Genomic DNA, 22,682 nt, shown 5'->3' with positions numbered 1-22,682 from the left:
AGGCGGTTTTGATGGATTGGATGACAGAGTTGCCATTGGGACATCATGAAACCTGCGATCGAGTCAGGGCACTCCTCGGGCGATGGCGGACTCTTGCCGCTGAAACCGAGCGGGCCCGCTGTATTTCGCAGCAGACTGTAGACGACTTGCTTGCCGGGGAGCTTATGCAGTTGTTCGTGCCAAGACGTTATGGCGGACTGCAACGCGATTGGCCAACCCTGGTTGAAACCTCTCGAATTGCCGCGCGGGTTTGTCCGTCGACCGGTTGGATGATTGGCCTTGTGGGCAGCCATGCGGCGATTGTCGGGCGGCTTCCTTCCTCATGCCAGGAGAAGGTCTTTGCCGATGGGCCGGGGCAAATCATTGCCACTGCCTCTGTGTCCAAGGATCTCTCGATCCTGAAAGTTGACGGTGGCTTTCGCGTTAGCGGAACCTGGCGTTTCAGCTCGGGGATCGATCATGCCAGCTGGGTTATCGTATCCGTGCGCCGGGATAATCCTGCAGATGTATCGCCTGGCCATCCGCTGTTAATCACTCTCAGGGCTGACCAGGTTCAGATCGAAGATGCCTGGCACGTCGCTGGCATGTGCGGTACCGGATCGAAGGATCTACGACTGGACGATGTATTTGTGCCAGACGATTGGGTGGTCTCGCAATCGGAGTGTTTCGGCCCCGCCCCGGTAGGCGCCCGGCACAATCCGGATGGCTACATGTTTGATGTGGAGTTCATTCCGTATCTGGGCAGTCTGCACATCGGCCCTGTGCTTGGTTGCGCGGAGGGTGCGTACGACGACTGCATTGCAGCACTGCGCAAACATGAATCCACGAAGGAGGGCGGGGCATTAAAGGCTCGGCCAATCTTGCTGGAACGACTCGCGGAAAGTGCTGCGCAATTGAGCTGCGCCAGGCACCTTTACCAAGCCATTACCTTTTTACTCCATAGCGCAGGTGTTGCAGGCAGGTCACTGTCTCTGCAAGAGCTGGTCACCCTCAAGCGAGATCGTGCCTATCTGATTCGGTTGTGCGTGCAGGCTGTTCAACGGCTGGTGTGGCAAATGGGAACTGCGGCGATTTTTGATGCGAGTCCGGTGCAACGGCACTGGCGCGACATTCAGGTGATGGCGTCCCATATGGATGTGAATTGGGACACCGCCATGCTCGCTTATGGGGATTTTGTGCTGGATCAGCGCGAAGCTGATCCAGCTATGAATGGTTATTGCACTTAGCCAGGGGGGGACACCGTCGAGGGAGATTTCATAGTCGATCACGTCTTTGCGGATCATGCTTACTCCTGTTTTTGGAGTAAAAGAAACTCCTTTGATTTCAATAGGTCAGACGCATGCTGCGAGTCTCGCTATTATGTTGTCCGCATTGAAAAAAGAGGCATTGGCCTCTTTTTTCGTGTCGACGATTTCCGGGCTTTGCCGCCAGTATCCTCCCTCAATCCAATTCAAAGATTCCAAGCATGAACCTACGCAAAATAGCAGTGGGGCTGTCGGCCCTTGTTTTGTTCTCGACCGGTGCGGCAGAAGCTCGCAACCTGCTGGATTTCCTAAAGCCGCCCAGCCAGCACGAGGAACAAGGGCACCGTTCAGGCTCAATCAGCCAGAGCGCGGCGATCGACCTGTATTCAAGCAAGCAGCAACAGGCATCGTTTGATGGGTGCGCAGACCTGTTCCCGGCAGCCAGGCCGATCAGCATGACCAGCGTGCCTGCAACGATGAAGCCCTTGGCGCTGTGTTCCGACAACTTTGCGGTGCTGTATTCGCAAACCAGCAAGACGCCGTTGGTTGTGGTTGAGCGTCTGAATTCGGCCCAGCTGGCGGATGCCAAAGGAGAGGAGCGAACCAATCAGTTCTATCCGGACCCACGCATTCCCAAGGACGGGCGGGCAGAATTGAGCGACTACCGTGGCCAACATCCGGCAGTGGATCGTGGCCATCAGTCCCCGGCCGCCGATGCACCGAATCCACATGCAATGGCCCAGTCTTTTGCACTGTCGAACATGGTGCCGCAAAACCCGACCAATAACCGGAAGGTCTGGAGCAAGGTCGAGTCGGATGTCAGAAAGTTCGCGAAGCGGGCCGATGGCAATGTCTTTGTCTTCACCGGCCCGCTCTTTGATGCAGGTCATACCACCATTGGCGACAACAAGGTCTGGGTGCCAGACCGTCTGTTCAAACTGGTGTACGACGCTTCGTCCAAACGTGCCTGGGCGTATGTGCTACCTAACGCGGAAACCCGCATTGAGAAGCCTGTGGACTATGAGACTTTTGTGAAGATCACAGGACTCAACGTGCTGGGAAATCTGCCAGTCTCGGGTTCGGTAGGTCGCTCTTGATCTTCAAGGGACCACTTTGCTGAATGCCATGCCGTTGACCAACGCTGACTGTTCTGCTGAGGTCACGGCTTGCGGGCCAGACAACATACGGTCAAAGCGGCGTCCCTTGGGTTTTTCCAAGAAGCGCTTATTGCGACAAATAGCCCTTTTGTATCCGTGCCAGAGTGCCGTCGCTGCGAAGCGTTTCAATCGCTTTGCGCAAGTCTTGTACCTGTTGAGGGGAACATTGTTTCGAGCAGGCCAGATAGAGATCCGTTTTGTTCATGACAGGACTCATCAGCAGTTTGCGTCGAGACACCTTCGGCCAAATGTATCGAGTCTCCGGGACACCGTTGAACCAGGCATCGATGCGTCCTCTCAAGAGCATTTGCGCGGGGTTGTCGCCAATGGTCAGCGGGTAGATCTGTTGGTTGTCGAAACCTTGCGCACGCAGGATTTCCTCTTGTGCGCTGCCCAGACCTACACCGATCACGCGGTAGGTTTTCCTGGCTTCAGCGAAGCTGCTCACCGGCCGGTCAAGGCTGAAAAAGGCTCGTTCCATGGACATGATGGGAGCGATCCAGCTGAAGTGCTCCTCACGTTCTGGCGTACGTGACAACGGGGCTATCAGGATGTCCTGCTTCTTACTGACGTGTTTTTGCGCTCTGGCCCAAGGCAGCGCCTGCACATGAGCGACATAGCCGGCGTTGGCGATAGCCATCAGGACAGCGTCTCCGACGATGCCGTGACCTTTGGGATCATCGACAAACGTCAGTGGGGGCGCATCGGGGATAAACAGTTCAATCGGTAATGGTGCACCGCACGCGTTATAGGTCATCAGCAGCGATACCGACAGACACAGCCTGCAAAGGGCCTTGGTCCAGGTGCTCGACACGCGTGTGGTCCGGTTCATGATTGATAGTTCAGGCATTGGAAGTAGAAGGTCGACTCAACTCATCGCCGACTCAAGGCGGCAAACATCTTCCCATAGGTGCAAGGGTTATGCGATGCCAGTGAACCCCGGCGAGGCTTCTGCATCAGGTTTGAGAGGCCGGGATTGCGAGTCGGATCATCGTTTGTCACGGGGCGAAGAAATAACTCGTTCGGGCCCTTGCAGAAGGGAAAATCCCTGCTTAACTCTGAGCCTCCGGTCAGTCAGTGACTTGTCAGTCACAAAGATCGTCCGGGCAGTCGCTCACGCTGTGCGCTTGGTTCAATTTGTTCAGGGAAGAAAATGACATGATGCCGAAAACTGCCATCGTCGAGATTTGCAAGAAGTACAAGGTTTATACCGAGCACTATCTCAACGCCGCCGCTGACAAAACCATCATTCTGGTCAACGGCTCGCTGGCAACTACCGCATCCTTTGCTCAAACGGTGCGTTACCTGCAGCCGCGATTCAATGTGGTGCTGTACGATCAGCCTTACGCCGGTCAGTCGAGACAGCACAACCTCCATGGTCAACCGATCCGAAAGGAAGACGAGGCGCAGATACTGCTGGAATTGATCGAACACTTTTCCGTGCACCATGTGCTGTCCTTTTCCTGGGGGGGCGCGGCTACCTTGCTGGCGCTGGCCCAGCGCCCGCGACGAATCGAGAAGGCGGTGATCAATTCATTTGCAGCGCGGATCAATACGCCGATGCGCGATTACCTGGAGAGCGGCCTGAACTTTCTCCAGGACTGTGATCGTCTCAATGTCGGGCACTTGATCAACAGCACCATCGGTAAGCACCTGCCATCGTTGTTCAAGCGTTTTAATCACCGGCATGTCAGCAGCCTGGCCGAACACGAATACCGGCAGATGCATTTCCACGTCAACGAGATTCTGACCCAGGACATCCACTGCTACGCTGTCTGTGCCGACGCGATCGAAGTCCCGTTGTTGTTCGTCAACGGCGAATGGGATGAATACACCTCGGTGGAGGACGCCCGGATTTTTGCCGCTCATGCCCGTCAGTCCCGGTTCCATACCATCAAGAACGCCGGGCATTTCCTCGATATGGAACACCCGGCGGCCTGGCATGACACACGGCAGGCCTTACTCGGCTTTCTGCAGCCGGCTTGCGGCACTCCGAATCAGGTCCGTCATCACGCTTTCAGTAGAGAAGCTTCACTGATGTGAGCTACGCCAGGATGATGTGTTTCAGCTTGGCGTTCAGTGCGGCAAACGCCGCTTCGGTGCTGGCCTTGTGGTTGGTGATGAGCACGTCGATGCGCTCTGGCGGACAGAAGGCTACGCGGCTCTCCACGCCGATCTTGCTGTAGTCGGCGAGGATGACCACGCGCTCGGCATGTTCGGCCATGGCACGAGCCACTTCGGCCTCACGGTGGTCGTAGTTGCTGGCACCGCGCTGGGCGTCGATGCCGACGGGCGACAACAGCGCGAGGTCGGCCCGATAGCGGCCAATCTCCGCCACCGTGGTGCCGCCAACCGTGGCGGGAGCACGGTCGTCTAGCGACCCACCCAGTACGATCACCTCGTTGTGCTGGCCGCCCGATGCGGCGGGATTACGCAATTGCAGCGCCACGTTGAACGAGTTGGTGATCACGGTCAGCCCGCCCAGCTTGGCCAGCTCTTCGGCAAGGATGACAGTGGTGGTGCCCGCGTCGATAAACACGGTCTGTCCGTGCGACAGCAGGCCGACCGCTGCACGCGCGAGGTCACGCTTGAATTTGACGTTGCTGTGCGCCCGCTCGGCGATGGGCGCTTCGTCTTCGACGCGAATGGCGCCGCCGTGTATCCGCTTCAACTCCCCAAGGTCTTCCAGGGCGACCAGATCGCGCCGCACGGTCTCGCGTGAAACATTCAGCTCCGTGACGATGCGGTCGGTGGTGACGCGCTGCAAGGTCGATAGCAGTGCGCGGATTCGCTGGTAACGCTCTTCTTGCCACATGCCGGGTGTCCCTGCTGTTTGAGTCGCTGTCCGAGCACGCATTGTGGAGGGGCGTCGGTCACTGTCAAGTTCGTCCCGGCCTCCATCAGCATAGGGCAGGCGCGGCCTGCGAATCATCAAAATGTAATATTGTGGCAATATTGTGTTTTTGTGTATTTGAAGTTAGCCTCGTCGCGGGACGGTTTTTCCCCCTCGTCCTTATTTTCGAAACACGCTTTCGCCATCGCCTCGGTTGTAACCTATCGTCTAGAAGTAGGAGCTATACCATGCAGCGTCGCCAGTTTCTGAACACCCTCGCTACTGTTTCCGTCGTAACCCCGCTGTTGTTGTCCTCCCGTATAACGCAAGCCGCCACGCCCCCGGCCACGCCGAGCGCGCTGGATCCGGCGCGCTGGTCGCCACTGAACACCCAGCGCCTGCAGGCGGTGATTGATCAGCACGGCGTCAAAAGCGCGTCTTACCGTCCTGATCAGCGCCCGTACGCGGTGTTCGACTGGGACAACACCTGCATCATGAATGACTGTGAAGAAGCGTTGTTGGTCTACCAGATCAATCATTTGCAGTACAAGCTGACGCCCGATGAGTTCGCCGCCGTGCTGCGCCAGGACGTGCCAAACGGCGCGTTCATGAAGGACTACACCACGGTGGACGGTAAGCCGGTCACCATGGAAGACATCGCCAGTGACGTGGAAGCTGACTACCGCTGGCTGCACGCCAACTACAAGGGACTTGCTGGCGACAAAAGCCTGGAAGAGATCCAGGCCAGCGAGCAGTACAAGGATTTTCTCGCCAAGCTCTACTTCATGTACGACGCGATCTGCGACAGCTACCCGGTGGAGATCGGCTACAAGTGGATTCTGTACTTCTACAAGAACATGACCACCGCCGAGTTGCAGGCGATGGCCGAGGCCTCCAACAACTACGCCATGGGCGACGCGCTGCGCAAGGTCAAGTACGAGAGTTCACGCACGTTGCCGGGCAAGGCAGGCGTGGTAGCGGACACGCACTTCCATGGCATTCGCATCCATGAGGAAATCCGCGGCCTGATGCACACGTTGCGCGCCAACGGCATCGACGTCTATGTCAGCACTGCCTCGATCGACGACGTGGTGCGGGTGTTCGCCGGCCACCCCAATTACGGCTACGGCGTACCGCCCGAGAACGTGATCGGCCTGCGCATGGCGATGGAAAACGGCAAGTACACCAGTCGCTATCAACCGGACTGGCACTTCAATTACGGGCCGGGCAAGACCGTCGGCATCAAAAATGTACTGGTGAAACAGAAGGGCTACGGTCCGGTGCTGGTGGCCGGTGACAGCGACGGTGATGCATGGATGCTGCGCGACTTCAACGACACGGCGGTGGGCGTGATCGTCAACCGCATGAAGAAAGGCGAGATTGGTGCCGACAGCCAGCAGGCTGCCACCCAGTTGGGTAAGCCGGACGCCCGTTTCATCCTGCAGGGGCGCGACGAGCACACCGGCCTGATGATTCCGGACGAAAAATCGCTCAAGTACGGTAAAGACGAACGTAAGTTGCTGGCCTGATGGTGCTGGCTCGCGGGTGGTCGACGGCCATCCGCGAGTTTTTGTCGCTATTGGATTTCATCAGCGCAGGGGCATGGATCCGTTCGTCGTTTGTTCTGAACTACAGGCAACTGCTTTTGTCAGACAATCCGTAAGAAACGAACCACTATGGAATCTATCATGCCTTTGAAAAACAAGAAGCTAGCCGCAGTTATGTCATGCGTATTGATGCTGGCTGCCGCGCCTCTACTTCCTGCCGAGTTGTCGATCATGGGCACGGCCTATGCTAAAGAAGGTGGTGGTCACGGCGGCGGTAATGGTGGCGGAAATGGTGGTGGCAGTGGCAGCGGAAATGGCGGCAGCGGCGGCGCTGGTGCTCACGCGGGTGAAGGTCACTCGGCGAGTGCCAAGAGCGATGGTCGCGCTGAAGGTCAGGAAGCCGATCATGATGGCCGGGCTGTTCGAGATCATGGCTTGAGCGGTAAGCATATTGGACGCGATCGCGATAATCACGTTGGACGTGACCGTGATGACCATCGTGGTCATGGGGCGGTGACTTCGGGTATTGCGCACTCGAAAGCAACGCGAGGAGTGGCGAAAGCGACTGCTATCTCGGCGACAACGCCTGGAGATCACAACGCTAAGGGTTTGAGTAAGGCAGTGACTTCGACCACTGACAAGATCCGTTAAGCGCGACTCCTTCAAAAAGCCGGGTAAACCATTGGTTGCCCGGCTTAATGATATGGTCAGCCTGACCGAGAAGCCCTGCAGGTTTACGCTTGCAGGGCTTTTCTCGTTTTCGCCCGGGGATCGGCTACAGTTGAGGAGTCATCGATAGGGAGATCCCATATGAAGTGCTTAATTTGTCAGGCTGCCGCCAAGACTGTTCACGCGCTGGGAGACTGGTCAGAGGTCAAATGCTCAGCCGGTTGTGGACACTTCAGGGTCTCGGCCAATCTTGTTGCGAAAATGATGTTGAAGCACGAATCCTTTGACCTTGAACGCACAAGGCGATGGCTTGCGATGGCTCGGCATGATGAGTCAGTGCCCTTGATATCGACCTACGATTACAAGGTTTCCTTGTTGCATCGCGACGCCGAAGAGAAAGCGGCCACCCGGTCAAATCGTTCCAGGGAATCGGTAACGTCGGATTAGATGGAGGTTCTTGCTTCGATGTGGCGAAGCAGCCAGCTGCACCGCGGCGATGCGACGCCGAAACCGGGCAATCACCGCTTGGCTGCTTTTTTATTACTGTCTGCCGTCCTTGCTAATTTGAAATGACGGTCCTGTTTCTCCCGCTGGACTTGGCGATGTATAGCGCTTTGTCGGCGATATCCACCAAGCCCTCTACCGTATCGACTTCGAGTTCGGAAAGTGAACTAATGCCAATGCTGATAGTGACCACCCCGAGCGGAGAGTCGCTGTGTTGTATTTCAGCGTGCTCCAAATCGAGTCGAATTTTTTCGGCCAGCAGGAAAGCCCCAACATAATCGGTGTTTGACAGTACAACGGCAAATTCTTCCCCGCCGTACCGGGCGGCAAGATCACCGGTTCGGTTTACATGCTTTCTAATGATTGCGCCCACAGTCTTCAGGCACTCATCACCCTGTACATGGCCGTAGAGGTCGTTGTAGCTCTTGAAGAGGTCAACGTCGATCATGATCAATGCAGTGCCGTCCAGTTTCTTGCGTTTTTTCCTGGCAACTTCAGCTTCTATGAAGAAATCAAAATGGCGTCGGTTGGCCAGCCGTGTCAGTCCATCTTCGAGGGCCATTAAACCAAGAATCTTATTGGCTTCAATGTAGTCTTTATGGGACGCTTGCAATTCTCTTTGCGCTTGAATTTGCTGGCTCATGAGCTTGATGAGTCGATAGCCAATAAAAGCGAGGATTATTAACAATATGGAGGAAATAATCAGGCTGGCCAGGGATTCGCTACGCCAGTCAGCCAGTACTTCATTTCTATCAAATGCGGCGACGACTATAAGAGGGTACCCATTAATGCGTCGAAAGCCGATGACCCGCTCTACGCCGTCTATAAACGATTTTATGGTCGCAGTGCCTGAGTTTACGTCGGGCTTTAGCAGGGCGAACACTTCTCCCTTTGATATGTTCTTGCCGACGTCTGAGTCGAGGAATGGCTTGCGTACTACAATGGTACCGCTGGATGTCGCCAGATTGATGAGGCCGTTTGTTCCCATGTCGACACCATCGTATAGACTGAGAAAGTAGTTGAGATAAATAGTCGCTATTGTGACTCCCGCAAAACTCCCGTCTGGATGGTTGACTCGGCGCGATACCGTCATGATCCATTCATTTGTTGAACGACTGCGTATGGAAGGGCCAAGATAAGGTCCCGGGTCCGTATGGTCGCGATGATAAATGAAATAGTCACGGTCCGAGTTGTTGGCGCCAGCGGGTATGATACCGTTTGAATTCAGCAGCCAGCGCCCCTGTTCATCGTAGACGAAGAAGCCATGTATTTGAGGCAGGCGTTTTTGTTGAGTTTTAAGTAACTCTTCCAGATTTTTTAAGTTTTCTGCGTCGCGGCCTTCAGTTTCCAGCCGTTCCTTGACCCCTATAAGTACTGTGTCAGCCTGCGTAAGAGTTGCCTCGATATTGGACGATAAAGTCTTCGAGAGATTTGACATCTCGGTTTCCTTGTCGTGCAAATGGTACTCCAGGGAGTTGAAGATTCCCCATGTGCTTATTGCTATCAGCGAGATGCATACGATGGCAACAAAGAGGATGACGTGTCCGACTTTGAGTTTGGCATCGGTCCACCCAGCGGAGAAAAATGAAGCCTTCCTTGTCAACATGAAATCCTGCCATTCGACGTGGGTATCAATAGTGAGCGTATTCTATTTTTTTTATGCCGTTGAGGTATTTTTAGCGTGGGTATTCGTTTTCGCCATATACGCATCTTGCTTATTGCCAAATGAGCAGATGGTCAAATGACGACAGCGCTATTGACCCATGAATCATGCCTGCCCCTCGATGGGCACTGCCCCACGCAGGGGGGGGCACGAGCATCAAGAAAGCGGCCATGGCCCAGATCAGATAGGGGAGGCTCAACGCGCAGCCCGTGTCGGTATGGAATCTTGGAGATTACTGGAGTAAAAAATACCTTACCTGCCTCAATCCAGAGGATGTGCAAATGGTCATTACCATCAAAGAGCGCGATGAGCATCACATGTCTCATGAATCAAGTAGCGCGGGAATCAGGATGTGGGATGTCTTTCAAGGAGATGTTCTGGTCGGCGTCTATCACAGTGAAGCTGAGGCGTTGAAGTACAAGGATTTGCTGGAGAGCGGTCGATTGGATAGCCTCAAAAAGCCTCCGAAAAGATAAGTTCAATGGAATGAAAAAGCCCAGCCCAGCCCAGTGCTGGGCTTTGTTGGTTTTGGGATTCAAGTCTGTGGAACCGGCGGCAGATGCTTCAGGAAACATGCTGACTGGCCAGCTGTTGGTCAGGGCAAACGCTTAGCGCTATAGCAGCTGACTTTGAGGGGAGGGGTGTGGCGTTACTTGAGGGGAGAGTCAGAGATCTTTGAGTAAGTACCGATATCAGTGGTGGCCAGAAAGCAGCGGCCATCCTTGAATTTTGCGTAGAAGGTTATTTCACTCTCGGTATCACATAGTAACCAACCCGCCACTAGCCCAATCGGCCCTAGAAGCAATGCTCCCGCCAGACTCCATCGAATGACGCTGCCTTTCTTGTTGACGACTTCTTCGGTTGCTGTTTCCAGGGTTTCCAGATTTGACAGGGGTATCTTTAATTCGAGAGAAGGTTTCAATGCGGATTTCAGAGTGAAAAATCCGGATTGAAACTCGGCATCGCCTGCCAGAAAGTCACCGGATATCACCGTTATTTTCGACATGATTTTTTCTTCGTGTGATCTGGTCTGGCCCGTTGAGTACTGGGCTCCAAAGGCTCCCCTCAGTCAATCGACTTGCGACAAAAGGCGAGGCCGGCGGTCACTTGATCGATACCCGTCGAGGGTATTCAAAACCGTCTGATCGAGTTCAGGGCTGCCGGTTTCTCTGTGGGTAAAAGGAATTTTTTGTCGAGGTAGCGTGACGGTTGGAAATGGTCTATTAATTGACAACCTGCACCGTGAGGGTAGGCGAGAAGTCAGCGCCTGGAAGACGTTCGATGATGCCCGGCGGTGGGGCATGAGTTGGCGGCTAGATTGCTTGGTCGTGGAAACTGACAGGTGCTCGGGAGTGGCTCATGTGGTGTTTGATCTGCTCGGAAGACGCGCGACATATTGACTCCGCAATGGATGGCATTGAACTGATTTGTCCTGAGTGCGGGCATTTCGGCGTATCCGGCATCGTTATGAGGGAACGGAACGAGCGAAAATTCGATGTCGAGCGAACCAGGGTCTGGCTTCATCGCGAACGCGAGATCAACCCTGACCGGTGTCCGGTTATCAATAGCTCGAACGTTATCTGGGCGTCAGAGCCCTGACGGTTGAGATCCCATAGGTTATTCAGTTGAATCCAGCGGGCTGGCTACCATTCGAGTGAGGCTGGGCGTTACTGGGATTCGTACAGGGAAATGCGTTGCTAACAAAGTCTCGCCAATCTCAATGCCTACCAACACAACGTGAAGGCATTTTTCGCGCCCGGCTGGATGCTGCTGCCCAAGCGCGCGCACTCGCGAGAAAGGGTGTCGTGCAGCCATTGGCGGTCATCCCCTTCGGCGCGACAGATGCGAAAGCGACGGAGGCGGATGGGTATTAGGTCCAGCGATTGCAGGCACCCGCTGGGGTCCAGGGCGGCAAAGTACAGAAGCCCCAGGTTGCCACGAAAGTCTGCGTGGTTCTCGATACCTTCGTAATCGTTCAGGAGATCACCGCAGCCATAGAGAATCAGGCGTTCGCAGTACACCTCGATACCCTTGACGTGGTGCGAGGAATGCCCGTGCACCACGTCAACTCCGGCCTCGTCGATCAACGCATGGGCGAACCGGACCTGCTCCCGCGGGATATCGAAGCCCCAGTTACCGCCCCAGTGAATGGAGGCGACCACCCGGTCTCCCGGTTTTTTGCCCGCAAGAATCCGTTTGGCCACAAGGCCCAGGCTTTGCATCGACAGATCCTCCAGCCGCGCAACACCCGCACGCTTATCCGTGGCGGCCCAGTCCGGTGGAATGCCGCTGTCGGGAGCGCCGAGACCAAACACCAGCAAGCGCCGCCCGCCAGTCTGCGGCAGTACGGCGGGTGCTTCGGCAGATTGCCGGTTACGCCCGGCGCCGGCGCTGCACATACCGTTGCTCGACAGGGTGTCTAGCGTATCGGTCAGACCGGCTTCCCCCCAGTCCAGCACATGGTTGTTGGCCAGCATGCAGCAGTCGATGCCGGCTGCGCTGATGACCGGGAAGTTCTCCGGACTCATGCGGTAATTGATGCCTTTTGGCTCCGGTCGTCCGCGGCGGGACACCGCAGTTTCCAGATTGATGATGCGTGCGTGTGGCTGGCGAAGTTCGAACTCATCCAGCGCAGTGCCCCAGACGTAGCTGAAATCGACCGGGTGGGGAATCGATCCATTGAGTCTTTCTGCCAGCCGGACGTAATCGCCGGCATGCTTGACGTAAGCTTCGTAAAGCCGCGGATCACCAGGATGCGGCAGTACCGAATCGATGTCGCGGGCGGTCATGACGTCGCCCGCAAGAAACAGCTTCAGCGTATCGATAACAGCGGCCATGACACCCTCCCGGATATCCCGATCAGCTCACCGCACGTTTTGCTCGCACACTGTTAAAAATATCAATTTTTCTGCATGGCCTGCGACAAGCCGATGACGAACCAACCCGGTATTGAAATCAAACGCAGTCAGAGCAAGTAGCCAGTTGTCTGTTCGAATTGATTGTCCTGCACCCCGGCGATCAGATGCAGTGGAATGTGCTGTTGTGCATCGATGGCGGGGATTTCAAAGCTGCCCACTATTTGAAGGTGTCGCTCACTCAGCCCGGTCGACTCTTCTTCGTTTGCCTTAGCCATTCTCGCGTGGTTCGCTGCGATTTCATTGAGAGTTGACACGTTACATCTCCGGTGACTGACCAAGCGTATCGCTGGAGTCCTTAAGCGTTAATGTTGATTGCTGCCGCGTCAGAATTATGTCGTCCTAGGGCCGCTACGAGCGTACTTAGCAATCCTTGAGCCGTATCCTGCACCACGTTTTAATAGGCGACGAATGGTGTCGTAGAGTTCTCTCTAAAGGACTTTTACCGAGGCCGAATCCTTTGGTCGGGAAATGCGAACATCTCTTTGTAGACAGCGTTCTAAACAGGTATGGGAGCTCAACAGGAGAAACATCATGGTTCAGCGCCGCCGACACCATATCTCACAGATATCTCTTCGATTAGAGGGCTTGCGCGCCAACCTTTCGCAATTCAAGCAAGATGAGCTGGAAATACAGGAGACATTACGTGGATCTCCTGCACTCGAGATCGAAAAAACTCTGGATGAGGCGTTTGACGAGATACGTGAATCGATAAACCATACCGAAGAGCTCTTGAACGCGTTGGTTCAAAATGCTGAAAGAGGTCGTGAAACGCAGGCGAGCCAAGAGGCTGGTTAACGAGAGGGTAAGCACGCTCATTGACTGCATGGAATCGCCCCGTGCTTTCCAGGTTCAAGACGGAGAACCAGGAGAACTTTGAAACTACTCATGAGCCGAAGCTGATGTTCAAGAGAGGGGAGAGGTTAATGAGAAAGCCTGCAACCGGCGGGCTCTCTGCATCATATTGGAGCATGAAGACGTAAAGATCGGGTCTACTGATCTTGTTTGGTGCTCGAAGTAGCAGCGTTACTCAGACCCTTTGCACTGTTGCCGCCGCCACCACTTTTTGCATAGGCAGCAGGCTCGCCTCGCCGACATCGATGATTTCCGACGCCGCTTTTGGCCTGATATCACGAAACTGGAAGCTGGCTAACAGTTCATTGCTATTCGATGAATGCTTGTATATCGCTGTCCAGTTTTTTGATCGCCGCTTTGAAATCGTTGGCGGTAACCTGCTGGCTTGCATTTTTCAATTGTTCACCAAAGACCTTGCGCACTACTTTGGCCACGGTCCGGCCATTGCTTGCGTCGATTATCTCGGCCTCAATGTACAACTCGGTCTCTTGATCGCGGTGGCCGGTGGCTGCCTGAGTCGCGCCTATCGCGGCCGCAACCGGAACCACTTCATACCATTTCATACCTTCGTTGGATGCGCTGACCCCGGTAATTGCAGCGCGTACGACCAGGACTCGCGAACCGGCGGGGGCCGACTGAACATTGGGTACCACACGGTACTTCTGGTCCAGTGCGCTCTTGGCATTGTTCGTCATGTAGGTTTGCAGTTGGTCCAGCGTCTGGCGGTTGACCCGTTCATTGGGCTGTGGTGTCGGGTACAGTTCCAATCGCTTGAAGGCCACTGTGTCATAAGTGTTCGGGTTCCAGGACGGGGTCACCCAACGCATGGCCTTCTCACCGCTGGGCGTGCTGACTTCCTGCAAGTTGTTGTAGTCGGGGAGAAACCCTGAGTACTGTTCCTTCTCCGTGACTCTTGAGGTGCATCCGCTGAGCAGCAGGCCGCTCAAGGCAACGCCGACAAGCAATTTTCTGGACAGACTCATACTGTTTACTCCATGGATTAAGACGTTCTATACCGCATCGAGTTGACGGCAGTGACAGGCTATAGGGCTAACACCCGCACACTGGATTCCTTATGAGGCGGCCTGCATAGAGTGCCCTGAGTCCTTTGCTGGAATATGTCCCGCTTATTGCTATGCAGTAGAAATGTTACCCAATTGAAATATAGGGCTGACCGGTGTTGCAGCTGCTCTTCCTTCGAAAAATGCTCCCATGGAGACGCTTTGGGTAAGCGGGTATCTAACAGTCGACTCAGCCTGGTCAGGCTATATAGCCCCCGAAGGCAAAATCCGAGGGATCAAATCGATCGGTCGTGTCCATCCGAATACTTCGCAGGCTCACTGTTTCCAGGTGCGACGCGTATAGGGGCTCCGAAAAATAACTCATCAGGATGGAGCGACGGCGTGCGCCGATTGAGTTCAGACTGCCCGCATGCACTAAATCGACATCAAACACCAGGATGTCACCCGCGGAGCCTGAAAGCTGCACAGACCGGGACTCGTCATTGAAGTCGAATGGCGGCTCTCCCAGCTCAGGGCGATGGCTGCCGGGGACGATACGTGTCGCGCCGTTCTCAGGGCCATAATCGTCGAAATAAGCCAGAGCGTTCACAATGTCGCCTGGCCGTTGGGCCGACAAGTCACGGTGCAGCTGCTGATGACCGCCACCTGCAAGAGGCTCGCGACCTTCTACCTGCGAGAGGAAGAACCGTTCTCCGATCAACTCACCCACCACCGCCAGCACCTCCCGCAGACGACACACCGCCTGAACCTTCGAATCAGAGTCCAACAGCGAATGGCGCCAATCCATGCCGCGCGGCACTGGCCATTGGTCCGCCGGTTTCACGCCCGCATCGAACACGGCACGAAGGTCATCCAGCCACTCGGCCGGGATCGCTCGACGGAGCAGCGTATAGCCATCTCGATGGAGTTGCTCGCGGTCAGTCATGGATTCCTCAATTCCCTTGCCATTTACGCGTCTTGCAGTACGCCCCGAAGCTAGATAACAGCATTGGGCAATAATCGGCCAATGATCAAGCGTAGCTTTTGCGACCGGGTACGAAGATCGCAGTTACGGCGAGGAGCTGATTCTTTGCCAGCGCTACTACGAAAAGTCCTTTCCGCTTGATGCAAGGCCCGGGGTAATTTCCGGATCAGCCAGCCCGAACGCCTCGAACGGCATGACGCTTTCCTGTTCTGGTTCTGCTACCAGGGCGATGGGCAGAACCAAGATTTCCGTAGAGAAGCGAGCTGTCCCTACAGTCAGGTACTGGGATCAGGCAGGAGCGATCAGCTGTTTCTCGGCGGGTAAATCTGACGGCAGCATTCAAATCAATGGGTTCAACAGCGACTCATTTCGAATTGTGCTGGCAAGCACCGCTTACATTTGGGCGCACTGTGCGAGAAACGCATTGAATGAGCACCGTTCCTTTGTCGGTCGTTGAACTGATGGAGAAATGTCATCTGAATCATAATGTTCAGTTTTCGGAATGAATTACAGATTCGATAGCCTTCAGCAAAGCCTCTTCATCGAAAGGTTTGTACAAGCAATGGACAGCCTGATAATGAAAGGATTGAGCTAACGTCGCCTCGTCCCAGTGCGCTGACATGCAGATCACGGGAAACTGCCTAGCTCTGCGCGACAGTTCGCGCATGACATCGATACCAGATAGACCGGGCATGTGTAGATCGAGGAGCAGGCAGGCGATGTCCTCAAGGTTATCATCGGCGAGGAACGCGTCTCCGCTGGCGAATAGCTGGGCATGGTAGCCGGCTGAGCGCAGCAGATTGGACAGGCTTTTGCGAACGGAGGCATCGTCATCGACGATGCAGACGATAGTCGAGTGTTGATTAGCGGCAGCCGTAGGGCGCTCCATCATGCCTTTCACGGTAGGCTCGATGAGCCAAGCGAAGGCGTAGCGCTGATTAATCCACAGCGTTCAACGAGATTGACCACCGAGCGAGCCTGCATCTTCGCCATGATGTGCTTGCGGTGTACCTTGGCCGTCACCTCACTGGTACCTAGGCTATTAGCGACCTGTTTGTTGGACAGACCGGCGACGATCAGCGGCAAAACTTCGCGTTCACGCGGGGTCAGCAGGGCCGCCAGTTGGCGAACGTGCTGAACCCGTTGCCACTGCTCGAACTCAATCGCGGCGCGCTGGCGTGTGGTACGCAGAATGTTTAACAGCTCATCGTCATCGAAAGGCTTGGTCAGAAACTCCACCGCACCGGCCTTCATGGCTTGCACCGACATTGGAATGGTGCCGTGGCCGGTCATGAAGATCACCGGCCACGGATGGCCACGTTCGGTCAGCGCCGCTTGCAACTGCAACCCCGTCGCCTCCGGCAGGCTGACATCGAGCAGCAGGCACGCAGGACCGTTTGCGATTTCTGCGTCCAGCAGTTCTTCGGCCGACTGGAATATTCGGTGTTCAATGTTTTCAGCCCGCAACAACCGGCTCAGGGCCGTGCGCACACAGGCCTCATCGTCCACGATAAGCACCGGCACGTGCTGCGCTTCGACCGGTGGCGGCTGCGCCAAGATGGGCGCCGAGACCAGCGCATTGAATACGGGCAGTTTGGGTTCACTGTCTTTCAATAGTCGGTAACCTCGACGGGGAATCGTCTGGATGATTTCTTTTTTCCCTAGCAGTTTGCGTAACGAGGAAATCTGCACCTGCAGATTGTTTTCCTCGACGACGATGTCGGGCCAGACCTGATTAATCAGCTCGTCTTTACTAACGATTCGGCCATCGGCCAGCATCAGCACAGAAAGTATTTCAAACGCCCGTCCGCCGACGCGCAAGGGCTGACCGTCAAGAAAAGCTTCGCGCCGTTCCAGGGAAATAGTGGCTTGGCCGAGTCGGATCATGCAGGCCTCTGCGTTGCATTAGTGAAGGTAGGGCGGGGCGCCGATTCATCAGGGCTGTACGCTAGGGGACGGCCCGGCATAAAGCAATTATCCCGAAGGATAAGATGGGCACATTCATGGCACTTACAGGGCCGGCGCAAGGCTCTGGGCGGCCATTTTGAGGCTGCAGACGGACAGCCGCGCGCGAATAGCCATTTCGCAAAAAATAGTTGGATATACTCCGGCATCAACCTGAACCCAACTTCCAGCGGTGATTTCGTATGCCCGGCCAGTCGTCCACATCTGCCGTTTCCTGCGCTGCCGACGCTGCGTCGCTCGATGACGCATGGCTGGAGGGATGCAGGTTTACGCTGCTGCGTCGTGATCATGAGCTGACGTGGTTCACCCTCGAAGATAATCGCTCCGGCAGCGCATGGTTCGCAGTCCGCGCGCCGATTCAGCGTCCGGTGTTGTGCAAGCAACTGGAGTGCGATTTTCAACTTCAACTGCCCGCGCAATGGACGGTCCCTCCGGTAGCACTCATTCGTTCGGCTGACGGCCCCGTGCTGGTCTATCCCCAGTGGGGCGTGCCGCTGGCTGAGCTGATTGGAGCTGACGGTCTGCCGCTCGGCCGGGTACTTGACCTTGCTTTCGCGGCAGCCAACGCGCTGGCCAATATCGGCAAGTCCGAAACGCGGCGTCCAGACCTGCTGCCGTGGCATCTGATGGTTGGTCCGGACGACACTATCAGGCTTATGGGCTTTCACCCCGTGATACAAGAAGCCTCGGCTTCTGAACTACCGGGCCTCGAGCACTGGCCTTACCTGGCTCCCGAACGGGTGCAGCGCGACGTCACCGGTTTCGATGACCGTAGCGATGTGTACGCGCTGTCGGCAATTATGTATGAGGCCCTGACCGGGCGCCCGCCACTGACTGCTCGTGATCCATCGCAATGGCTGCACGTGCACGCTGCCGTCGAGCCGTTATCCCCAGCCGAATATAATCCCGATCTGCCCCAAGGCATTTGCCTCGTATTGCTCAAGGGCCTGGCCAAGGAGCCGAACGCACGTTACCAGAGTGTCGAATCGATGGCTGCGGATCTGGCCTGGTGCCTGCGCCAATGGCACAAAAAGGGAGTGATCGAGCCGTTCCGGCTGGGTGCCTTCGAGGCGCGTGCGAAAAGCACGCGCCTCGAAGTGCTCTTTGGACGGGATAACGAACGCAAGCAACTGCTTGAACAGATCCATCGCGTGCGCAGCGACGGCATCGCTCGCGTGCTGCTCGTTGCCGGCGCGCCCGGAGCGGGCAAGTCAACGCTGATCCAGAAAGGTATTCGTGTAGAAGCGCCCGGTTATTGGGCGAGCGGCAAGATCGATCTGCTGCAGAACGACATTCCTTTTGCCCCTCTGGCGCAAATCCTCCGCTCACTGATGACCCAAGTACTGGGCAAGCCCGCGCTGGAGTTGCAGGCCCTCAGCGAGCAACTGAGCGAAACCCTCAAGGGCCGCGGTCGCTTGCTGGTGGACTTGGCGCCGGAAGCCGAACTGATTATCGGCGCCACTGCCGAGTTGCCGAATATGCCGGCTCGACATGCCTTGGATCGTGCCAATCGGGCTCTGCTCGATGTGCTGGAAGTTTTCGCCCAGCCGGGGCATCCGCTGGTGCTATTTATCGATGACGTGCAGTGGGCAGACGACTCGACCCTTGCGTTTCTCAAGGCCTTCATCGCTCGACCGCCACGGCATCTGGTGCTGATCCTCGCCTATCGCGAGGGTGAGTTGCCGGAAGGTGAGGGTGGATTGCTTGATGACCTGCGCGACGCCGCTACGTTGCCGATTACCCACGTGACGTTGGGGCCCTTGTCGGTGCAGGCAGTCGCGCAACTGATGGCCGTCGAACTCGATACCGAAGTCGACAACCTCGAAGCGCTGGCGCACGTCGTGCATTTCAAGACGGCGGGTAATCCTTTGTTTGTCAGTCAGGTGTCACGGGCGTTGGTGGATGAGCGCCTGCTGCGTTTCGATGCCGCGACTCGGCGCTGGGGCTGGAACCAGAGCGAGGTGGACGGATATCGCTATGCCGACAACGTTGCCGATCTGATGGTGCAGCGCTTGCAGCGCCTACCAGCCACCGCTCGCGAAGTGATGCGAACAGCCGGCTACGTTGGCGGCCGCTGCGACGAAGCCCTGTTGCGACGTTTGCTGCCTGACAATCCACCTCAGCTGGTTCGCGATACGGACTATCTGGTCGATGCCGGATTTTTGCTGCGCGAATCAGGCCAACTGGTCTTTCCCCACGACCGCGTGCTGGAGGCAGCCGCTGCGCTGGCGGCGCCATCGGGACGCGCCGCCGAACATGCTCGCATTGCCGCCGCCATGCTGGATCAGTGGGGCCAATTGAATCATGGGCGGGTGTTCGACATCGCCAGCCAGATTCAGCGCATCGACGTATATGCGCTCGACGCGCATCGACGCGCCGACTTTATCTCCACGCTCACCCAGGCTGCCAGGCGCGCTCGCGATACCGCTGCCTTCGAGCAAGCCGTGGGTTATCTGCATACGGCCGAGTTACTGCTGGGCGATACGGGATGGTCGCAACTCTATCCGCTAGCCTTTGCCACTCGTTGGCTAGCGGCTGAATGCGCAATGCTGTTGGCGAATCTGACTGAGGCACAACAGCGTCTGGATGACTGCCTGAGCCACGCCACAACAACGTTGGATCAAGCCAGAACTTATCGGCTGCGCGCCAGTTTGCGCACGTTGCACTCGGACTATGACGGCGCGATCAGCGAAGCGCTGGGCGGACTCACGCTGCTGGATATTGTTTTGCAGCGTCGGCCATCCAGAATGCAACTGTCCCAGGCCTTCGAACGTGTCCGGGCGTTGATAGGCGAGCGGCGGATTGCTGACCTGACGGTGTTGCCGGAGGCTGACGATCCGCGGATCGAGGTCGCGATGGAACTGCTGAGCACGTTGACTGCGTCGTTCTTCGTCCAGGACGATATTGCCTTTTTGCACTTGGCCAAGATGGTGGAACTCACACTGCTGCACGGTACTACGCCGAGCAGCGGTTACGGGTTTGCCTGGTACGGGGTGATGATTGCCGACCGCTACGGCGAATACGTCGATGGCCAGGCTTTCGCTGAACTGGCGCTCGAACTCACCGACCTGCACGGCTATGAAGCCGGCCGCACAGGAACGCTTGTGGCGCTTGATCAAGTCAGCCCGTGGACGAGGCCTATGGCCTATGCCCGCCATAAGGCGTTCGCCGCGTTCGAGGTCGGACAGGCTGGCGGCGACCTGGGCATGTCGTGTTATGCCTGCAACCATATTGGTTCCGATCTATTGTTCATGGGCGAGCCATTGCAAGGCGTGCTGATTGAATTGGAGCATGGCCTCACCTGGGTGCGGCAGTTTCACTACATCGACATCGAACGCATTTTGCTGGCGCAACAGAGGTTTGCCAGCGACCTGCGCCATGGTCCTGCACCGCGCTCGATGGCTGAGTTTGATGGCATCGAAAATGACCTCTTTGGTCCGCTCGACCGCGCGGTTGTGTCGCAACCGACGCTGTTCTGGCGGTGGCTGTATTCAGGCATGTCGGCATTCTATTTCGGCGACATTCGCTATGCATTACGACGCTTTGAAGAGGCCGCCGCGTTGACCTGGTCGCTGCCGGCGCACATCAACCTTGCCGATTACTACCTGTTCTACAGTTTGACGCTGGCCAGCGACGAAGCCCCGGGCGAGGTTGCCGAAAAGCTGCAAAAACTGGAGCAGCAACGCCAGCGATTCCTGCCTTGGGTCGAGCTCAATCCATCGACCTTCAGCAACAAGTTATTGCTCATCGAAGGGGCGATCGCCCGCGTGCGCGGTGAGGGGCTGGTCGCCATACGTTGCTTCGATCAGTCGCAGATCGCTGCTGCCGCTGCCGGATTCATCCATGAGCAGGCGCTGGCTCATGAACAACTGGCTGAGATCTGCCTGTCCAACGGCCTGGTATCGGGGGCGCATCACCACCTGCGCGTCGCCCGCGACTCGTATGTCTTGTGGGGCGCGGAGGCCAAGGCGCGGCAACTTGAGGCCGCGCATCCGTTTCTGGCCCGAGAGCATTCGCTGGAGGCGGTGACACCGGTCTCGCGGGTACGCCTCGATTTGGAAGCGGGGATCGAAGCGGCCCGGGCCGTCTCGCAAGAGGTTTTGCTTGATAGGCTGGTCGAAACGCTGGTGAATCATCTGATGATCCAGGCCGGCGCCGATCGGGGCGCGTTGCTGTTAGTGATCGATGGCGAGTTGCAACTGGCTGCTGCGGCCAGGGTCGAGGCAGGCAATGTGCAGGTAAACCAGGACAATAATCGACCAATCGAGCAGATCGCCCCGGTTTCGGTACTCTACTCCACCATGCGCACCCGCATGCCATTGGTGCTCGATGATGTCCGCACCGAGTGTCCTGAGGCCTACAGCACCGATCTGCATCTGCGTCAGACACGCTCAATGATGTGCCTGCCACTGCTTAAACAAGGCACGCTGATTGGCCTGGTTTATCTGGAAAACAGTCTGGTGCCGAAGCTTTTCAATGCCGAACGTTTGACCATGCTGGAAATTCTCGCGTCGCAGGCGGCAGTCTCACTGCAAACCGCGCGGCTTTACGCGCAATTGGTTGAAGACAACCGCTTGCGCGCTCAAATGGAGGCCGACTTGCGCAGTTCACGGGCGGAGCTGGCGCGCAACTCTCACCTGAAAATGATGGGGGAGCTATCGGCCTCGATTGCCCATGAAATCAGTCAGCCATTGTTGGGCATTTCCTCCAATGCCTCGGCGAGTTTGCGCTGGCTCAAGCGCGACACGCCGGATCTGGCCGAAGCGATTCAGGGCCTGGAGGACATTCGCTCCGACAGTGCAAGGGCCACCGAGATCGTCCGGGCATTGCGCGCCTTGGCTAAACAGGCGCCACTGCAGCGCCTGCCGATATCGATTGATGCGCTGATCGGCGAAGTCGTGCGCCTCACCGCCACTGATCTGCACAACCGTAGCGTTACGTTACAAACAAGCCTCGCCGCACCCGATGCGGTATTGATCGACCGGGTGCAGATTCAGCAGGTGATCTACAACCTGATCATCAATGCTTTAGAGGCTATCACCATCGCTGCACCGGCGGAGGGACGTCTGAGCATCGAGTCGAAGATATGCGACGGTCATGCCTGCGTCTGGTTCCAGGATAACGGCCACGGGATAGCCGAGCATCAGCTCGAACAGATTTTCGATGCTTTCTACACCACCAAGGGCAGCGGCATGGGGATGGGGCTGGCGATTTGCCGAACGGTGATCAGCACCCATGGCGGCACGCTGCAAGTGGAGGCCTGCGAGGAGGGTGCGCGGATCTGTTTCAAACTGCCACTTGTCCCGCAGAGAGCACAATAAAAAAAAGGCCGCAAAAGCGGCCA

Annotated in this window: 18 protein-coding genes; 8 read left to right on the top strand and 10 right to left on the bottom strand. The window is 56.5% G+C overall.

The genetic code is table 11. The annotated features are described in order from the left end of the window. Positions 1-11: 11 nt before the first annotated feature. Positions 12-1,226, top strand: a complete 1,215-nt coding sequence (locus tag FPT12_RS03365) for an acyl-CoA dehydrogenase family protein (protein ID WP_145014637.1) — start codon at positions 12-14, stop codon at positions 1,224-1,226. 239 nt (positions 1,227-1,465) lie between these two features. Continuing rightward, complete coding sequence (locus tag FPT12_RS03360) at positions 1,466-2,341, top strand: DNA/RNA non-specific endonuclease (protein ID WP_145014636.1); 876 nt, start codon at positions 1,466-1,468, stop codon at positions 2,339-2,341. 127 nt (positions 2,342-2,468) lie between these two features. On the opposite strand, the gene FPT12_RS03355 is transcribed toward FPT12_RS03360, so the two are convergent. Beyond that, positions 2,469-3,233 (bottom strand): ABC transporter substrate-binding protein, encoded by a 765-nt coding sequence (locus FPT12_RS03355; RefSeq protein ID WP_145014635.1) that lies wholly within the window; start codon positions 3,231-3,233, stop codon positions 2,469-2,471. Positions 3,234-3,559: 326 nt separating this feature from the next. Between FPT12_RS03355 and FPT12_RS03350 the strand changes: the two genes are divergently transcribed. After that, a complete protein-coding gene (locus FPT12_RS03350; protein ID WP_145014634.1) occupies positions 3,560-4,444 on the top strand; it encodes an alpha/beta fold hydrolase in 885 nt (294 codons plus the stop codon). A gap of 1 nt (position 4,445) precedes the next feature. Here the strand turns inward: FPT12_RS03350 and FPT12_RS03345 are convergent, their stop codons facing one another. Beyond that, positions 4,446-5,216 carry a DeoR/GlpR family DNA-binding transcription regulator gene (locus tag FPT12_RS03345; protein WP_145014633.1) on the bottom strand — a complete coding sequence of 257 codons (771 nt, stop codon included), beginning with the start codon at positions 5,214-5,216 and terminating at the stop codon, positions 4,446-4,448. A gap of 266 nt (positions 5,217-5,482) precedes the next feature. Between FPT12_RS03345 and FPT12_RS03340 the strand changes: the two genes are divergently transcribed. Both FPT12_RS03340 and FPT12_RS27870 read left to right on the top strand, forming a co-directional pair. Next, positions 5,483-6,763 (top strand): HAD family hydrolase, encoded by a 1,281-nt coding sequence (locus tag FPT12_RS03340; protein ID WP_145014632.1) that lies wholly within the window; start codon positions 5,483-5,485, stop codon positions 6,761-6,763. A gap of 159 nt (positions 6,764-6,922) precedes the next feature. Continuing rightward, complete coding sequence (locus tag FPT12_RS27870; RefSeq protein WP_145014631.1) at positions 6,923-7,432, top strand: hypothetical protein; 510 nt, start codon at positions 6,923-6,925, stop codon at positions 7,430-7,432. 577 nt (positions 7,433-8,009) lie between these two features. Here FPT12_RS27870 and FPT12_RS03325 read toward each other — a convergent pair. After that, a complete protein-coding gene (locus tag FPT12_RS03325) occupies positions 8,010-9,560 on the bottom strand; it encodes a sensor domain-containing diguanylate cyclase (RefSeq protein ID WP_145014629.1) in 1,551 nt (516 codons plus the stop codon). Between the two features lie 338 nt (positions 9,561-9,898). On the opposite strand from FPT12_RS03325, the gene FPT12_RS03320 reads away from it, so the two are divergent. Further along, positions 9,899-10,093, top strand: a complete 195-nt coding sequence (locus FPT12_RS03320) for a hypothetical protein (RefSeq protein ID WP_145014628.1) — start codon at positions 9,899-9,901, stop codon at positions 10,091-10,093. A gap of 173 nt (positions 10,094-10,266) precedes the next feature. On the opposite strand, the gene FPT12_RS03315 is transcribed toward FPT12_RS03320, so the two are convergent. From FPT12_RS03315 to FPT12_RS03300, 3 genes are all read right to left on the bottom strand, one after another. Further along, entirely contained in the window at positions 10,267-10,623 is a 357-nt protein-coding gene (locus FPT12_RS03315) for a hypothetical protein (protein WP_145014627.1), read from the bottom strand. A gap of 718 nt (positions 10,624-11,341) precedes the next feature. Continuing rightward, positions 11,342-12,454 carry a CapA family protein gene (locus FPT12_RS03305; RefSeq protein WP_145014626.1) on the bottom strand — a complete coding sequence of 371 codons (1,113 nt, stop codon included), beginning with the start codon at positions 12,452-12,454 and terminating at the stop codon, positions 11,342-11,344. Between the two features lie 128 nt (positions 12,455-12,582). Next, positions 12,583-12,789, bottom strand: a complete 207-nt coding sequence (locus FPT12_RS03300) for a hypothetical protein (RefSeq protein WP_145014625.1) — start codon at positions 12,787-12,789, stop codon at positions 12,583-12,585. A gap of 277 nt (positions 12,790-13,066) precedes the next feature. On the opposite strand from FPT12_RS03300, the gene FPT12_RS03295 reads away from it, so the two are divergent. Beyond that, entirely contained in the window at positions 13,067-13,330 is a 264-nt protein-coding gene (locus FPT12_RS03295) for a hypothetical protein (RefSeq protein ID WP_145014624.1), read from the top strand. Positions 13,331-13,695: 365 nt separating this feature from the next. Here FPT12_RS03295 and FPT12_RS03285 read toward each other — a convergent pair whose 3' ends face one another. From FPT12_RS03285 to FPT12_RS03270, 4 genes are all read right to left on the bottom strand, one after another. Then, positions 13,696-14,370 carry a DUF3313 domain-containing protein gene (locus FPT12_RS03285; protein ID WP_145014622.1) on the bottom strand — a complete coding sequence of 225 codons (675 nt, stop codon included), beginning with the start codon at positions 14,368-14,370 and terminating at the stop codon, positions 13,696-13,698. Between the two features lie 277 nt (positions 14,371-14,647). Then, on the bottom strand, positions 14,648-15,334 hold the full coding sequence (locus FPT12_RS03280; protein WP_145014621.1) for a phytanoyl-CoA dioxygenase family protein: 687 nt from the start codon (positions 15,332-15,334) through the stop codon (positions 14,648-14,650). A gap of 529 nt (positions 15,335-15,863) precedes the next feature. Continuing rightward, positions 15,864-16,265, bottom strand: coding sequence for a response regulator transcription factor (locus FPT12_RS03275; protein WP_256676593.1), 402 nt, complete (start codon positions 16,263-16,265; stop codon positions 15,864-15,866). 5 nt (positions 16,266-16,270) lie between these two features. Further along, positions 16,271-17,260, bottom strand: coding sequence for a response regulator (locus FPT12_RS03270; RefSeq protein WP_145014620.1), 990 nt, complete (start codon positions 17,258-17,260; stop codon positions 16,271-16,273). 260 nt (positions 17,261-17,520) lie between these two features. Between FPT12_RS03270 and FPT12_RS03265 the strand changes: the two genes are divergently transcribed. Next, the gene (locus FPT12_RS03265) at positions 17,521-22,659 is read left to right on the top strand and encodes an AAA family ATPase (RefSeq protein WP_256676584.1); all 5,139 of its coding nucleotides are present in this window, start codon (positions 17,521-17,523) and stop codon (positions 22,657-22,659) included. Positions 22,660-22,682: the final 23 nt, after the last annotated feature.

Source organism: Pseudomonas sp. H3(2019) (assembly GCF_007713465.1).
GTDB lineage: Bacteria > Pseudomonadota > Gammaproteobacteria > Pseudomonadales > Pseudomonadaceae > Aquipseudomonas.
This window is presented reverse-complemented; position numbering and strand designations above follow the sequence as displayed.